The 14,899-nt window shown below is 44.0% G+C and carries 14 protein-coding genes; 8 read left to right on the forward strand and 6 right to left on the reverse strand.

Translation table 11 applies throughout. The annotated features are described in order from the left end of the window. Nucleotides 1–2: 2 nt before the first annotated feature. The 6 genes from J2128_RS07550 to hmd all read left to right on the forward strand — a co-directional run bounded on the left by J2128_RS07550 (nucleotide 3) and on the right by hmd (nucleotide 6,035). Entirely contained in the window at nucleotides 3–818 is an 816-nt protein-coding gene (locus J2128_RS07550) for an SAM-dependent methyltransferase HcgC family protein (RefSeq protein ID WP_209690528.1), read from the forward strand. After that, nucleotides 787–1,524, forward strand: coding sequence for a Nif3-like dinuclear metal center hexameric protein (locus tag J2128_RS07555; RefSeq protein ID WP_209690529.1), 738 nt, complete (start codon nucleotides 787–789; stop codon nucleotides 1,522–1,524). The genes J2128_RS07550 and J2128_RS07555 overlap by 32 nt, the downstream gene beginning before the upstream one ends. A 242-nt stretch (nucleotides 1,525–1,766) precedes the next feature. Then, nucleotides 1,767–2,405 carry a hypothetical protein gene (locus J2128_RS07560; RefSeq protein ID WP_209690530.1) on the forward strand — a complete coding sequence of 213 codons (639 nt, stop codon included), beginning with the start codon at nucleotides 1,767–1,769 and terminating at the stop codon, nucleotides 2,403–2,405. 4 nt (nucleotides 2,406–2,409) lie between these two features. Continuing rightward, nucleotides 2,410–2,931 (forward strand): UPF0254 family protein, encoded by a 522-nt coding sequence (locus J2128_RS07565; RefSeq protein ID WP_209690531.1) that lies wholly within the window; start codon nucleotides 2,410–2,412, stop codon nucleotides 2,929–2,931. Nucleotides 2,932–3,150: 219 nt separating this feature from the next. Further along, nucleotides 3,151–4,668, forward strand: coding sequence for a 5,10-methenyltetrahydromethanopterin hydrogenase cofactor biosynthesis protein HmdC (hmdC, locus tag J2128_RS07570; protein ID WP_209690532.1), 1,518 nt, complete (start codon nucleotides 3,151–3,153; stop codon nucleotides 4,666–4,668). A 338-nt stretch (nucleotides 4,669–5,006) separates the two neighbouring features. Continuing rightward, complete coding sequence (hmd, locus tag J2128_RS07575) at nucleotides 5,007–6,035, forward strand: 5,10-methenyltetrahydromethanopterin hydrogenase (protein ID WP_209690533.1); 1,029 nt, start codon at nucleotides 5,007–5,009, stop codon at nucleotides 6,033–6,035. Between the two features lie 301 nt (nucleotides 6,036–6,336). Here the strand turns inward: hmd and J2128_RS07580 are convergent, their stop codons facing one another. Further along, the gene (locus tag J2128_RS07580; RefSeq protein ID WP_209690534.1) at nucleotides 6,337–7,029 is read right to left on the reverse strand and encodes a hypothetical protein; all 693 of its coding nucleotides are present in this window, start codon (nucleotides 7,027–7,029) and stop codon (nucleotides 6,337–6,339) included. Between the two features lie 345 nt (nucleotides 7,030–7,374). Between J2128_RS07580 and J2128_RS07585 the strand changes: the two genes are divergently transcribed. Both J2128_RS07585 and J2128_RS07590 read left to right on the forward strand, forming a co-directional pair. Then, nucleotides 7,375–8,013, forward strand: coding sequence for a DUF4062 domain-containing protein (locus tag J2128_RS07585; RefSeq protein ID WP_209690535.1), 639 nt, complete (start codon nucleotides 7,375–7,377; stop codon nucleotides 8,011–8,013). Continuing rightward, nucleotides 8,010–9,449 (forward strand): RNA-binding domain-containing protein, encoded by a 1,440-nt coding sequence (locus J2128_RS07590; protein ID WP_209690536.1) that lies wholly within the window; start codon nucleotides 8,010–8,012, stop codon nucleotides 9,447–9,449. The genes J2128_RS07585 and J2128_RS07590 overlap by 4 nt, the downstream gene beginning before the upstream one ends. 312 nt (nucleotides 9,450–9,761) lie before the next feature. Here the strand turns inward: J2128_RS07590 and J2128_RS07595 are convergent, their stop codons facing one another. Genes J2128_RS07595 through J2128_RS07615 form a run of 5 tightly spaced genes read right to left on the reverse strand, consistent with a single transcriptional unit; the run spans nucleotide 9,762 to nucleotide 14,891 of the window. Further along, nucleotides 9,762–10,394 (reverse strand): V-type ATP synthase subunit D, encoded by a 633-nt coding sequence (locus J2128_RS07595; protein WP_209690537.1) that lies wholly within the window; start codon nucleotides 10,392–10,394, stop codon nucleotides 9,762–9,764. A gap of 9 nt (nucleotides 10,395–10,403) precedes the next feature. Next, nucleotides 10,404–11,783: an ATP synthase subunit B gene (locus tag J2128_RS07600; RefSeq protein ID WP_209690538.1), complete on the reverse strand. Its 1,380-nt coding sequence runs from the start codon at nucleotides 11,781–11,783 to the stop codon at nucleotides 10,404–10,406. A 6-nt stretch (nucleotides 11,784–11,789) separates the two neighbouring features. After that, nucleotides 11,790–13,538, reverse strand: a complete 1,749-nt coding sequence (locus tag J2128_RS07605) for an ATP synthase subunit A (RefSeq protein WP_209690539.1) — start codon at nucleotides 13,536–13,538, stop codon at nucleotides 11,790–11,792. Continuing rightward, nucleotides 13,529–13,831, reverse strand: coding sequence for a V-type ATP synthase subunit F (locus tag J2128_RS07610; protein ID WP_209690540.1), 303 nt, complete (start codon nucleotides 13,829–13,831; stop codon nucleotides 13,529–13,531). Before J2128_RS07610 ends, J2128_RS07605 begins: the two co-directional genes overlap by 10 nt. Next, a complete protein-coding gene (locus tag J2128_RS07615; RefSeq protein ID WP_209690541.1) occupies nucleotides 13,809–14,891 on the reverse strand; it encodes a V-type ATP synthase subunit C in 1,083 nt (360 codons plus the stop codon). The genes J2128_RS07610 and J2128_RS07615 overlap by 23 nt, the downstream gene beginning before the upstream one ends. Between the last annotated feature and the right edge of the window lie 8 nt (nucleotides 14,892–14,899).

A 14,899-nucleotide genomic window follows, 5' to 3' on the forward strand; every position in this document is an offset into this window, starting at 1 on the left:
ATATGACGGATAGCATAACCTGCGAAACGGGAATCACTCCAACTGTTATGACTTTTTTTTCGGACTGTACAGTATACGACCTTATTGACGCTGTTGCAGGAGTAAAAGTCCTCTCAGTACTTGAATGGATGATGAAAAAACGCATCTCTCCCGGGAAATGTCTTATTATGGGTTCATATCTTACGGGTGCAAAGCTTGCAGACTGCCTGTCTGAAAAGTCCCGTGTGACGGTTGTCGATATCAACCCCCAGACGCATTTTCTTCTCGGTGACCGGGTTAGGGTTGCAGGCTGCATTGAAGAGGTTTCGGATGAGAGATGGGACATGATTGTTGATACGACGGGTTTCGGAGGAACGGACCCAAAAAGTCTTCTGAAGTTACGGACTCCGGATGTTTTTATTGTTGAAAACCCGTGTTCTGATGGCAGCGGAGATGCTTTGAAAAAAATCAATCACAGCAGAAAACTGCTTGAAACAATGAACGCACCAGCGGGTGGACTTTTGCATTCCGGTGGTCTGAATTCAAAAACTTCAGGTACAATGACCATTGCAATCGAAATTCTGCGCAGGTCTATGGAGGATGCACTCTCAATGGACGGGGTATTATATGCTGCGGCATCGATGGAATTTTACGAACGGATTCTTTTCAAAGAAAAGAACCCGGAAAAATTTGTGAAAAGCCTGAAGAAAAATGCCTTTACTGTTTCATCCGTAAACTCTGTGGACTGCAACGATATTATCACAAATAACCTTGGAAGACTAAAATCAGAGGTCATTGATTTTGGGGGTGGGAAAAATAAAGGCGTCTTATCTTTTTAAAAGAATTGAAGAGAAAATACCTCCAAATCTGGCTTTGGACAACGATAAAATCGGTCTTACAGACAGGACGGGTGATTGCGATTTTGAAGTGGAAAAAGTTTTGGTCCTTATGGACTACCTATCTCCCGGGGCCGGGGACTTTACAGACTACGACAGTTATGACCTTCTAATCCTTCATCATCCCCCGGCGGAAAAACCTCCTCTTCCTGCATACGTTATTCATTCCAACTGGGATATCGTCAGAGGCGGAGCCTGCGACGCACTTGCCGACTGCCTTAATGTCATTTCCGAGGAAGTTCTTGATGAGAATACCGGGCTTGGGAGAATCGGGACTTTAAAATGCGGGCCGGTTCCACTCTCTGAATTCTGCAGAGATGTAATGGAAAAACTTGGTATAAACTTTATCAGAACGGTAAACTACCGGGGTGACGTGATGATTGAAAGAATCAGCCTGGTGTCCGGTTTTGGTCTCAAAAATCCGGGTCTCATAGAAAAAGCACAGCAAAAAGGAGCAGACCTTTTCCTTTCAGGTGATCTGGTTCATTCATGCGCAGTTGCCGCAAAAAATTCCGGCTTTGTTCTTTTGGACGCATCACATTATGCAACCGAACTTCCCGGCCTGTACAAACTTGGCAGAGTGATAGAAGGACTCGGCGTAAAAGCCAATGTAATCGATACAAAAATTCCGTGGACAGTCATCCACTGATATAACCGGAATATATCTTTTTTAATATTTTAGGATCTAAATTTTTTATCTTTTCGGCGCCTTTTTGTATTTTCCAAAGTCTTTTTTTGCAGATATATGATTTCAATATCTGATCCTCCAACACGGATCTTTAATATTTATTCATAAAGAAAATTATTTTAGTAATAATAACCAAAAACCAGACAAAGCGGATTGATGTTCTGCCTGACAATCCGTTTGGAACCGGATTATGTAGTGATATAATGTCCATCGAAGATTTGGAAAAAAAGAAAGTCCCTTTTGGAGAAGTTACCCTTGTGGGTGCAGGAAGGCTTGGACTGCGCACAGCCATCAACCTTTACGGTGTCCATGGCGGCGGCCCTGAAAGGCTTACTCTTATTGACGGTCAGAAAATTTCTTCCGACGATCAGCCGTTTAAACTGCTCGGAGCAAAGAATGGTGATTTCAAGGTCCGTTTCATTGAAAGGATTCTCGGTGACACCGGCACGAAAAAAGTAACCGGAATCCCTGAAAATGCCTGTGAAAACAACCTTGATTTTATTAAAGGCGATGTTGTATGCATTGAAGTTGCAGGAGGGGACACTCTCCCCTTAACGGCTGAAATAATCAGGCATGTCAAAAGCTACGGCGGCTCAACAATAAGCACGATGGGTGTAGGTGGAGTTGGTGACGAGGAGGTGAAGGTCATTGACATAAGCGAAGGCAGTCCCGACAATCCGATAATTACCGGTCTTCAGAGTTATGGAATTACAAAGAACCACGTGATGGTAGGCACCGGAAAACTGATACGTGACTGGGAGCCGGTGACTCCATGGGTCCTTGACAGGGTGGCGTGCAGGATAAGTTCTGAAATACTGAAAATTCTAAACCGCAGAAAGTGAAAAAATGATAAAAATAGCTACCGCCGAGTGTTTCACCCACGGCAGAATAGGTATGGAAATCCACGCTTTTTCACGCGGGTACTTTAATGATTACGTTATTGACCTTGACCCTGAGGTGTACAGGTTGTCGCTTGTGGCGTCCCTGTTCATTCCGACGCTTACAGGTGTCAGGAGTATTCTTGGTTTTGAACCCCTTAAACCTGAGGAAACGATAGACGACATAAAGGTGTATGATCAGGAGAAGGATAATTTAATGGCGGTAAAAATGGCCGAAGCCGTCAGGTCAAAGACCGGTGCGGATATAGGCATAGGCACTACGGCCGGCATCGGAAAAGGTGCGATCGCCGTTTTGACCAATGACTTAAAGGTTGTAGCCTCTTCAGGTATGTATGCGGATTTGAGGTCTTCTGATGTGCACCAGATTATGAAAAGGGAGGATTATGGTGTGAAAAAGGCTCTCCTTCTCCTTGAAAACGTTTTGAAAGGAGAAATAAAAGCTGATAAAAGCGAAATCCTTTATTTCTGAAGTTTTGTCCGGCTTTTGATTTTGAGAGAGTCTTTAAAATTCAATTCCTTTTAATTTCTGTTTTTGCAGTAATCAGGTCCGTATCCGTATTTTAAAACTTTTGTATAATAGGCATCTTTTAGGCTGTAGGCTCTTTTTATTAAATCTAATAAAATTAGTATGAATTAATAAGTATTATTTTAGAATAATAACATACATTGCCTTTTGGCAGGATGACATATGGAAGATGTAATCAGAAGAGCTGTATCGGACCCAATGGCCGCATGGGAGCTTTCAAAAACAAAGAAAGACCCGGCAGAGATTGTCGAATGCGTATCGCGTCTTGACAGAAACGAAACGATGAAACTGGGGATGAATTTTAAGAGGTTTCCTATAGGTTGCGATTTAACGGAGGTCCTTGTAGGGACCTGCGCCTCGGACCTGGACAAAATCGATATAATGGGAAATTCTTTTCTTTCCGATTCCATTGGTGCGTCTGTTCACGTATGCGCCTATGCATTTGCAGATATCGCCGAAGCGAACGGGATGAAGGGAATAGATCTTTTTAAGGAAATAAGGGAGAACACCGAGGTCCCGCTGGATTTGGACCATTTCGGAAGCTACGGACCGATGAGGTTTCCTAAAGAAATTACTGGTTGTTCAGGGTGGTGCTATAACCAGGGCCCTCCGTTTGAAGGCTGCCCGCGGGACAGGATTCATGTAAGACTTGTCGATAAGGAAAAGGAGGACCTCTGCGACAGGGATGAATGGGTAAAAGTTTCATCGTCGGTTGCGGTTAATCTTACATGCGTCCAGGGAGCGGAGGGGCACGCTGCACCGCTTAAAGAAGCCGTGGACGTTGCAGGACTCGCGAAAAAGTATGGCAAACCCGTTGAAGCGATTATGTTCGCCGGGGACGGTTATGAAGATCTCATCAAAGGCTTTTCTTCGGCTCTTGATATTGGTGCGGACATATTTGTAATAGAGGGAGGCCCTTTTAACCGTGCAGAAAACCGTCTCGACGCCTTTTCAAGGGCGGTTGCTGTGGCAAGGATTCTTGCACCCGGAAAAATAGTGGTTACAAACGGTGCCTACGAGGATGAATGCCGTATTGGTCTTCGTTCCGGTCTGAACGGTATAATTACCGGATTTCCGAAGAACCATCACGGTTATATGTGCGGCTATTCACCCGGAACGGCGAAAAGGGGCAGGTTCGGACTTCCGAGAGTTATGCAGATTATACGTGAAGAGGTTAAGGAGGGCCTGACGCATGCACCTATAGGGAAAGGAGAACTGGAATCTCTTGCACGTGCTGTGAAAGCCGCGGGTCAGTCGAACGTTTACCCTGAAAAGATAGGATATACTTATGTCGGAGATGCTCACTGGGTGTCTCTTCCTTCAACGCCTTTATATGAAAGGGTTTCCGTCAAAAACACTGTTTCTGATATTGTCAAAATGGCTGATGAGGGTATTATAGGAGAAAGTGTGGCTCTTCTCGGGGGACGGTTTGTCTCCTGGGTTATTGCAAAGGAGCTTGACGGCAGGGTTGACCGGATAAGGATAAGCGATGCCGACTCATGGGTGGAGCAGGTGACTGTCGACAATCTCAGTTGCGGGCTGAAATCAGAAGTATGCCGCGCATACTCGGATGACAAAGCCGCATATGATCAAAGCGACAGTACGATAATCTGCTCTACGATACCTTTCCTTTCGGAAAAAATTTCATGCGGTCTGAAAAATTCCATAAAGCTGGTTTAAGCGGAACCTTATTTCCCTGAAAATAATCTTTTTCAGGAAGTTTGTCCCGCTGTTTATTTACGTATTATATTCAGGATATGCAGGAAATAATGGCAAATATACTTTTTTTGCAAAAATCATGAAAAAATCTGATTAGAATACGTTTTTTTAAGTTTTTTTCATTTGTTTTTCTATAGGATCAAATAATAAAGTTTATAATAAATAAAGCCAATTTTTTCATATTGTTTAAGTAAATTGTATAAAAAAATATTACTACTTACTTAAATAATAAAAAGAAATATCATAGAATGTAAAGAAATTAAATTTTTTACAGACTATGATAGATATAGGTGCATAAGATGAGTATTAAGAAAGTTGCGATTTTAGGTGCCGGCTGCTACAGGACGCACGCGGCAACAGGTATAACCAACTTTGCAAGAGCCTGTGAAGTTGCAGAAAAGGTCGGAAAGCCGGAGATAGCAATGGCGCACTCCACGGTGATTATGGGCGCCGAGCTTAAGTATCTGGCCGGAATAGACAACATAGTTATCTCTGATCCTTCATTTGGGGGGGAATTCACTGTAGTCAAAGACTTTGACTATAATGAAGTGATAAAGGCGCACAAGGACGATCCCGAAAAGATAATGCCGAAGATAAGGGAAAAGGTCAACGAACTTGCAAAAACCGTTCCGAAACCTCCGAAAGGTGCAATCCATTTCGTACACCCTGAAGAGCTCGGCCTGAAGGTAACGACGGACGACAGGGAGGCGGTAAAGGACGCTGACCTCATAATCACCTGGCTTCCGAAGGGGGACATGCAAAAAGGAATCATCGAGAAGTTTGCCGGGGATATCAAACAGGGGGCTATAATTACACATGCATGCACAATCCCGACGACTCTGTTCTACAAGATATTTGAAGACCTTGGTATTGCCGACAAGGTTGAAGTAACATCATATCATCCCGGTTCTGTTCCGGAGAACAAGGGTCAGGTGTATATTGCAGAAGGCTATGCCTCCAAAGAAGCTATTGACACGATGTACGAACTTGGAAAGAAGGCCCGCGGCAATGCGTTCAAGCTGCCTGCAGAACTTCTCGGGCCGGTCTGCGACATGTGTGCCGCACTTACGGCAATAACATATGCAGGTCTTCTGGCCTATCGTGACGCTGTCATGAACATTCTCGGGGCACCGGCAGGGTTCAGCCAGATGATGGCAAAGGAGTCGCTTGAGCAGGTCAACGCCTACATGAACAGGGTAGGGATAAAGCACCTTGAGGAAAACCTTGACCCGGGTGTATTCCTTGGTACTGCCGATTCGATGAACTTCGGGCCAATAGCAGAGATTCTGCCCACAGTCCTGAAATTCCTGGAGAAAAGATCAAAATAAATTAATTTTTCCGGAGGTATGCCATTTCACGTTAAAGGACCGTATTCTATCCATAATTAAATATAAACAGGGTAAAAAGCAGCTTTGGTTGCAACACACATGCCTGAAGTATATATTTTGCTGTTGTTTTCCCCGCATAGGACTTAAAAAGGCAAATATATAAAATATTTAATCTCTGTTCCGGACAAAAAATCCTTTAACATACGTATTGTGGTATTCTAAGAAATTCATTTTATTTTCAATCCTTCATTCTGCCGGTTTGCCGGTATCCTGACGGCTTTTCATGCCGTCTGTTTTATTTTCACGGTACCGGGAGCATGGGGTCATAGTAGATGTCATCAGATGAGTACACTGCATACAAAATGCCGGATGAATTTTTTGCGGCCTTTGTTGACTGAACCGGCTTTATGTATATCCCGTAGTTATTTGCTGATTCCGACTGAAAGTTAACTGAAAAAATAAAATAATCAAAATTTTCATTTGTAAGGTCTCTGGAATAACCTAAAGACAGAATTTTTTCCCCGGGATAACTGTCGTCGTCAATTAAACCGGAATAGTAGTCCAGACTCCTTTTTGTTTCATTTCTGATTTCATTGCCGTTGAATATCAGATTAACGCTGTATTTTTTATCTTTAATCCGCACAGGAAGGACTGTGCTGTTGTCCTCTTTAAGCCCGAAATCTTTGAACTCAACAAGGTCACAGGTTGTAACACCGTAAGGGATGTAGATTTCACCGTATTTTTCAGTGATGTAGCCGGGAATTGGAAGTGAGGTATTGTATCGTTCTTCTATCACGTTAGTGTACCCTGTGATATCGCATGCTATGCCCGGGTTGGCGCTGAAATTTCCGGTTATTTCATAGTTGCCGGGGTTCTGGGAGTCCGGTGCAAAAACCGGTATTTCACCGCAAAGAAAAATAAGTGCTGAAAAAATTATAATGATGACTGCAAGAGCTATACATGCTACGGTGAGAGCTTTTTCCTGCTCAGTCAATTCCTGTTCGTCTCCCGGAAAAATTCTGGGTTTGAAAATTTTTCCTGATAAAAATTGAGGATATAATATATTATTTATTCTCACTATGGAATTGAACTGTTGAAGAGGAAAATTCTTAAAATTCCCAAAATATTATAGGATTCTCTTTTTGGATCAATGAAAAACAGAAGTAACAAAGATGACGATTAACATGAAAAATAAGATAATTTTGATGGAATTTCAGTGAGAGTGGAAAAAATCTAAAGTTATCACAATAATATTAAGTGATCAGACTGTAATCCTCAGTAGTAAGAATCTTTCTAAAATAGTCAATTGTGATCTTTTATAGATAATAGCGGTGTTTAAATGGAAAATAAGAAAAAACTAACAATTTTTGTGTCATCTACTGTGTATGGTTTTGAGGAACTTTTAGATAAAACTTACACACTTTTGACTAAATATGGTTATGAGGTCTGGATGTCACATAAAGGAACAGTTCCAGTTTTTTCCGATCGCTCTGCTTTTGAGAATTGCATCAACGCAGTAGTAAATTGTGATCTGTTTCTAGGATTGATAACTCCATTTTATGGATCTGGAAGAAATGGTGAAGAAATTTCTATAACGCATCAGGAGTTAAAAAAGGCTATTGAGCTGAATAAACCACGCTGGTTATTAGTTCATGATCATGTAGTTTTCGCCAAATCGCTTCTTAAATATTTAGGATATGACACTAAATTAAGCAGAAAAAAACTTTCCTTAGGAAAAAACCGTATTTTTGATGATCTCCGTGTTATTGATATGTATGAGGAAGCACTAATTTCACAAAAGCCTCTTTCAAAGCGGAGTGGGAACTGGGTTCAAAAGTATTATTCTGATGATGATGTCATCATTTTTGCAAATGCACAATTTTTCCGCTACCAAGAGGTTGAAGCATTTGTAAAAGAAAATTTTGAAGACTATAATCATGTCTCTAAAGCAATACGTGACTCTGGAGGTAGATTATGAAATTCAATAAGCTTAATGAGTACCTAATGCTTGGGGAAGAGGGGCAAAATATTGAATTCAAAGAAAAATGTCAGAATATTTCACATGTCGGCAAGATCGTCTGTGGTTTTTTGAACACATCTGGAGGATATATCTTATGTGGAGTGGATGAAACCGGTAATATTAAAGGGATCAATATAACCAAATCAAGATTAAATAGTATTGAAAAAAATTTTCAACAAAATATCTCACCAAAAGTTCTTATTTCCGTTGAATTGACTGAAATTGAAGGAAAATATATTCTTGTCATAGAAGTTCCTGCAGGTAAGGATGTACCCTATGCATATGATGACATCGTTTACATCAGGGCAGATAATATTACAAAAAAAGCTGACATTTATACAGTTCAGGATATGATCCTCCGTAAACAAATTGAAACTGAAAGATGGGAACGACGTTTCTCAACGGCCAATATCAATGATGATTTAGATCAAACTGAAATATTTTCAACAGTGAAAGAATTATCCAGTCGCTTCAAATTTCGGGATAGAGATAACACAAGTATGATTCTTGAGGACTTATCTGTCTCTAAATATGGTCGTTTAACAAATGGTGGAGACGTCCTTTTTGGAAAGAACCCTGCAATTAGATATCCACAAGTTCGTGTTCGTGCTTCATGCTATACGTCTGATAAATCTGATGAAAATTATAAAGATTTAAAATCATTTGAGGGACCTCTGATTTCGACTCTTGAAGATGTATTTCTCTTTATACAGAGGAATACGCCCACGAAATCACATTTTAGCCTCAATGATCTAAAACGTGAAGATAAATCACTTTATCCACCTGCTGCGATTCGTGAAGGTCTCGTAAATGCTTTTGTTCACCGAGATTATAGTAATTTTGCAGGAGGGATTATAGTCAGCATTTATCCAAACAGACTGGAAATTAATAATACTGGTACTCTTCCTGATGGTGTCACATTAGGTAAACTTTCATCAGGGCAGATCTCAGTCTTGAGGAACCCTGATATAGCTCATGTTGTTTATCTGCGGGGATTAATGGAAAAGATGGGGCGCGGTAGTATAATGATCCAAAAATCTTGTGTAGATCATGGATTACCTATTCCCAGATGGTTCTGTGATAAGAACGGCGTTACTTTAATTTTCTATGCCCCGGAAGTTGCCCCGGAAGTTGCCCCGGAAGTTGCCCCGGAAGTTGCCCCGGAAGTCATAAAAGTATTACAAGTTTTAAAAGGAGAAATGTCACGCAAAGAGCTTCAAAAAAGTTTAAATCTAAAAGATGCTGAAAACTTTAGGAAAAAATACTTACTCCCCTCAATTAAAGGAGGATATATTGAAATGACAATTCCAGAGAAACCAAATAGCAGAAATCAAAAATATTGTCTAGAGAATAAAGGTAAAAAAATTTTAAAGTTACTTGAATTAGATTCATAGATTAAACAAATATTGACTTTGGAGATATTTTTTTGAAAAATATCATTTTGAAGGATTGACCATGATCACTATCCTAACATCATAATGTAATGGGGCAAAAGTTACACAATTACCTAAATTTATTATAACCTCAAAAACCTCCTGTTTTTCCACAAAATTACTACCTGCAAAAAATCCGCACCAGCTGCTACTTGTAAAAGAGGAATATACGGTTAGTCAGCGGTGATTTTTGGATACAGGATAACAAACTGCATAAAGTCTTTTGCCGGAAGGATTAGCTGAAAAAACAGGTCTCTAAAAAAAGCAAAAAAATTATTTAGCCTGGGCCTTGGCCCGGATCTTTTTGAGACGGACAATCTCGTCTCTTTCCATCTCATCAAGCCTCATCTTGATGAAGTCACGTCCCTCGCAGAGTTCAGGGATGACCTTGAACTCAAGGGCATTAACACGGCGTTTTGTGGACTCTATTTCGTCCAGGAGACGCTTCATGGTGGTCTCGATTTCAGCCGCCTCGATGATTGCCTCGACAAGCTCCTCAAAAGCCGTCGCGGTCTCATCGATTACGGCGGACGAACCGAGGATACCGTAGCCGCGGCCTGTAACAGTCTTTATGACTGACGAAGCCTCGATATCAGGGACGACGACACCCATGATATTCTTCTCCTTCAAAGAGATCTGTGGGTTTTCCTTGACAGCCATTGCAGCCGCCTTAACCCTGATTGACCCTTCAACCGTGTTTGCAACCGCAATCGTTTTGGTTGCATGTTCATAGCCCTCGGCAAGAGCACCCCTGCTCTTCTTGGCCTCTTCAAGCACCTTGAAGAACTCAAGGATTAGTCCGTCGCGCTTCATCTTGAGGATGTTGTACCCGCGTTCGGAGAGCTTAATCTTCTTTTTAAGGTTTATTAGTTCTGAACGTGTAGGTTTTACATCTTTAAGCGCCATATCCAGGGATCACTCCTTCTTTCTGTATTTCGGGTGATACTTCTGGATAAGGTCGCGGTCGATACGCGTAAGCTGCTCTTCCGGAAGTGTTGCCAGAAGTTCCCATCCGATGTCAAGCGAGTCTGCAATGGAGCGGTCCTCGTCATGGCCCTGGCGGACGAACTTGTTTTCGAAGAGGTCGGCAAACTCCAAAAAGCGCTGGTCACGCTCTGAAAGTGCGTCCTTTCCGACGATTGCAACAAGACCACGGAGGTCGACACCCTCTGCGTATCCGGCGTACATCTGATCAGATACCTTCTTGTGGTCGTCACGCGTCTTTCCGGCACCGATACCAAGGTTCATCAGACGTGACAGTGAAGGCATGACGTTTATAGGCGGGTATATGCCCTTCCTGTGAAGCTCACGGCTTACCACAATCTGGCCTTCCGTGATGTATCCCGACAGGTCAGGAATCGGGTGAGTTATATCGTCACCTGGCATGGTCAGGATTGAAAGCTGTGTAACCGAGCCTTTTTTACCTTTGATGATACCTGCACGCTCATACAGAGATGCAAGATCGGTATACATGTAACCCGGATATCCACGCCTTCCCGGGACCTCTTCACGGGCAGCACCTATCTGGCGCAGTGCCTCACAGTAGTTTGTCATATCCGTAAGGATGACAAGCACATGGTAACCGAGCTCGAAAGCAAGGTATTCGGCCGTTGTAAGAGCAAGACGCGGTGTTATGATACGCTCTACAGCAGGGTCGTCGGCAAGGTTAAGGAACACGACGGCGTGCTCAAGAGCACCTGTACGCTCGAAGTCGGCCATGAACTGGTTTTCTTCTTCCTTTGTGATACCCATAGCCGCAAAGACAACAGCGAACTCTTCCGAAGAGCCCGGAACCTTTGCCTGACGTGCTATCTGAAGAGCAATCTCATTGTGCGGCAGACCTGAACCGGAGAAGATAGGAAGCTTCTGACCACGGACAAGTGTGTTTGTCGCATCGATTGTCGATATACCTGTCTGGATAAACTCTGACGGGGATGCACGTGCATACGGGTTGATAGCTGCACCGTTGATGTCAAGCCTCTTTTCAGGGACGATATCGGGGCCGCCGTCTTTTGGCTTACCCGCACCGGACAGGATACGTCCGAGCATTTCCTTTCCGACAGGCATCTTGATGGTCTCGCCTGTAAAGCGGACTCCCGAGTCCTTGCCTATACCGGCAGTCGACTCGAAGACCTGGACACAGACAATCTCATCTGAAGTATCAAGAACCTGGCCACGCTTTACCGTGCCGTCAGACTGGACAATGTTTACAAGCTCATTGTACCCTACAGGCTCGGTCTTCTCGACGAATACAAGCGGTCCCTGGATCTTGGTAATTGTGCGATATTCCTTCATTTCCAATCAGGCCTCCTTAATCTTTGCAAACTCTTTTTCCATGTCTTTGAGAATCTTCTCAAGTTCTGGCTTGTAGTCTGCAACGTACTTTAAGCGTGCAAGCTCGTTCTTGGACTTGATGGCGATAATCGCCGCAATCGGGAATCCTGATTTCTGCGTAGAGTATGCAAGGTCTGCATATTTTCTGATGGACTTCATCAGGTCGAACTGCTTCTCCATCGAACAGTATGCATCAACGGGGTCGAAAGCGTTCTGCTGCAAAAAGACCTCACGGATCATACGTGCGACTTCGATTGTGACCTGTTCCGCCTCAGGAAGTGCGTCTGAACCTACAAGCTGTACAATTTCCTGGAGTTCGGATTCCTTCTGCAAAACCTCCATCGCCCATGACCTTAACGGGTTGAGTTCAGGTGAGACGTTCTCATCGTAGTAGTTTGCAAGAGCGTTAAGGTAAAGTGAGTACGAGTTCAGCCAGTTGATGGCCGGGAAGTGACGTCTCTGCGAGAGTTTTGCATCCAGGGCCCAGAAGCACTTTACGATACGAAGAGTGTTCTGGGTAACAGGTTCCGAGAAATCACCACCTGGTGGTGATACGGCACCGATAACGGTTACTGATCCCATCTTGCCGCAGAGAGCGTCAACACGTCCTGCACGTTCGTAGAACTCGGAAAGACGAGCTGACAGGTATGCCGGATAACCCTCTTCACCGGGCATCTCTTCAAGACGTGACGAAATTTCACGCATTGCCTCTGCCCAGCGTGACGTTGAGTCAGCCATCAGGGATACATCGTATCCCATATCACGGAAGTACTCCGCGATTGTGATACCTGTATAAACCGATGCCTCACGTGCTGCAACAGGCATGTTCGAGGTGTTTGCGATAAGAATTGTCCTCTCCATCAGAGGCTTTCCGCTCTTCGGGTCCTCAAGCTCAGGGAACTCGGTTAAAACCTCGGTCATCTCGTTTCCACGCTCTCCGCACCCGATGTAGACTACAATCTCGGCATCGGACCACTTTGCAAGCGACTGCTGCGTAACTGTCTTTCCCGATCCGAACGGACCCGGGATTGCAGCCGTACCGCCCTTTGCAATCGGGAAAAGACCGTCGAGGATACGAAGACCTGTAATAAGCGGTACATCAGGGTTCTTCTTTTCGATGTATGGTCTCGGGACACGTACAGGCCACTTCTGCATCATGGTCACTTCTTCGCCGGAATCAAGGACACAGACAACTTCGTCAATTGTGAAGTTCCCTTTTTTGATTTCTTTGACTTTGCCGCCCTTAAAGTTCGGCGGGACCATAATCTTTGTGACTATGTTTGTCTCCTGGACCTCTCCGATGATAGCTCCCGGACCTGCCGCATCGCCTTTTTTGACGACAGGCTTAAACTCCCATTTCTTTTCATGGTCAAGACCCGGTGCGTTTACACCGCGCTCGATGAAGCTGCCCATCTTTTCCATGAGCACCTCGAGCGGCCTCTGAATACCATCATAGATACTTGTCAGAAGACCCGGTCCAAGCTCAACTGCCAGGGAGAGCCCGGTATTTTCAACCGGCTCGCCCGGGCGGATTCCGTCGGTCGCCTCGTAGACCTGGATGATGACGTTATCGCCGTCTATTTTGATAACCTCACCCATAAGTTGTTCGTTGCCTACCCTGACCACATCATACATATGTGCTTCAAGGTCTACGGCTGTAACGACCGGCCCGGAAATCCTTTTTAGAATTCCTTTAGATTTTCCTTTTACTTCCACAGATCAACACCCACTGATCTCTTAATTCTCTCTCTCATGGAAATGCCTCCCGTCTCCTCTCCGATGGTGATAACGGTCGGCTTTACAGACTCCGAAAGCGTGGTGCGAAGCCTAAACGACAGTTTCTGCATGTCTTCGCCTTTAAGAACTATGATTCCCACGTCCTTGTCGCCGAGAACCTTTGTGACCTGGTCGGCAAACGCCTCATCGGTGTCTGCCGCGTAGGTCTTCTGGATGCCGGCAAGGCGGAATCCGAGTATGAACTCGCTGTTACCAACTACTGCTATTTCCATTAAGCACCACCATACAGGCCTTTATATTCTCGTTTGGAAGGTTCGATTCCTTTCCGCGTGCTATGGCGCGAAGGTTCGTGACTTCGTAATGCTTCATCTCGAGGTAGAGGAGAATCGGTGCAACGGACATAGGGTAGAGCTTTGAAAGCCTGTCCATTTCGGCAAGTTTTGCCGTGATAAGACCTACCTCAAGCTCCTGCACCGGTTTTTTCTCGCTTACAGCCTCAAATACTGCATCAAACGAACCTGTCTTCATCCTCTTCTTTACGGAATCTATCATCTCATCAATGTTTTCCATTCCTGAGAAACGGACGAGTTCATCGGCGGAGAAGCTTCCGCCATCAATCAGAAGATTTCTGATAGATTCGGTGTCTGTCTCACCTTTAACGCGGAAGACGGTCTCAAGGTTCTTCGTGTCAATATCAAGCCTGACATATTTGAGGAAGGCATGCCCTCCCCTGACACCGCTCTTGGACTCCTTTATGAGAATTGCATAATACGCCTTGTAAAGTTCGTTTTCCATCCGTGAAAAAGACCCTGACTCAACAGCTGCCGCAATCTCCTGCTCGAATACGTCATAGAGCATGTGGCCTTTCAGGCTGTCTATAATTCTGTCTGTTGAGTCTTCTGCGAGGAGTTTGTCAAGACTGTCCTTGTCAAGACTTCCGGCGGGAATTAAAATCTCCTTTATTTTGCCTGCGGAAACTCCCTGGTTCTTTCCCCTGAGGATTGTGAGCATGTTAAGGATATCCCATTTTAAAAGGTAGCTCTTTGTAAAAGCCTTGAGATGTCCGGGTACAAGTGCTATTATTCTCTGGTACTCCTTTGCAAGGTTCCATGAGAGTCCAATCTCCATGAGATCAATGCCGGAGAACGATGAGGCGAGCTCATCTATTTCCGTTTTATAGTTCGTTTCCTCGATGAAACGGGCTATTTCCGGGAGCTCCATATTAAGCATCCTCATATACTCTTCATGCGGAAGGAGAGATGCCTTCCTGACCCGCATACGTGTGCAGGCGTATATGTAGGGAGCCGGGCCTGTAGTATTAACTGCAGCCATTAGCTAAT

The sequence above is a fragment of the Methanomicrobium sp. W14 genome (genome assembly GCF_017875315.1).
Classification (GTDB): Archaea; Halobacteriota; Methanomicrobia; order Methanomicrobiales; family Methanomicrobiaceae; genus Methanomicrobium.

Excerpts from the sequence above, each read along its gene's own strand:
- hmdC (WP_209690532.1), top strand. The coding sequence starts at position 3,151 with ATGGAAGATGTAATCAGAAGAGCTGTATCGGACCCAATGGCCGCATGG.
- hmd (WP_209690533.1), top strand. The coding sequence starts at position 5,007 with ATGAGTATTAAGAAAGTTGCGATTTTAGGTGCCGGCTGCTACAGGACG.
- J2128_RS07590 (WP_209690536.1), top strand. The coding sequence starts at position 8,010 with ATGAAATTCAATAAGCTTAATGAGTACCTAATGCTTGGGGAAGAGGGG.
- J2128_RS07595 (WP_209690537.1), bottom strand. The coding sequence starts at position 10,394 with ATGGCGCTTAAAGATGTAAAACCTACACGTTCAGAACTAATAAACCTT.
- J2128_RS07560 (WP_209690530.1), top strand. The coding sequence starts at position 1,767 with ATGTCCATCGAAGATTTGGAAAAAAAGAAAGTCCCTTTTGGAGAAGTT.
- J2128_RS07600 (WP_209690538.1), bottom strand. The coding sequence starts at position 11,783 with ATGAAGGAATATCGCACAATTACCAAGATCCAGGGACCGCTTGTATTC.
- J2128_RS07585 (WP_209690535.1), top strand. The coding sequence starts at position 7,375 with ATGGAAAATAAGAAAAAACTAACAATTTTTGTGTCATCTACTGTGTAT.
- J2128_RS07565 (WP_209690531.1), top strand. The coding sequence starts at position 2,410 with ATGATAAAAATAGCTACCGCCGAGTGTTTCACCCACGGCAGAATAGGT.
- J2128_RS07610 (WP_209690540.1), bottom strand. The coding sequence starts at position 13,831 with ATGGAAATAGCAGTAGTTGGTAACAGCGAGTTCATACTCGGATTCCGC.
- J2128_RS07615 (WP_209690541.1), bottom strand. The coding sequence starts at position 14,891 with ATGGCTGCAGTTAATACTACAGGCCCGGCTCCCTACATATACGCCTGC.
- J2128_RS07550 (WP_209690528.1), top strand. The coding sequence starts at position 3 with ATGACGGATAGCATAACCTGCGAAACGGGAATCACTCCAACTGTTATG.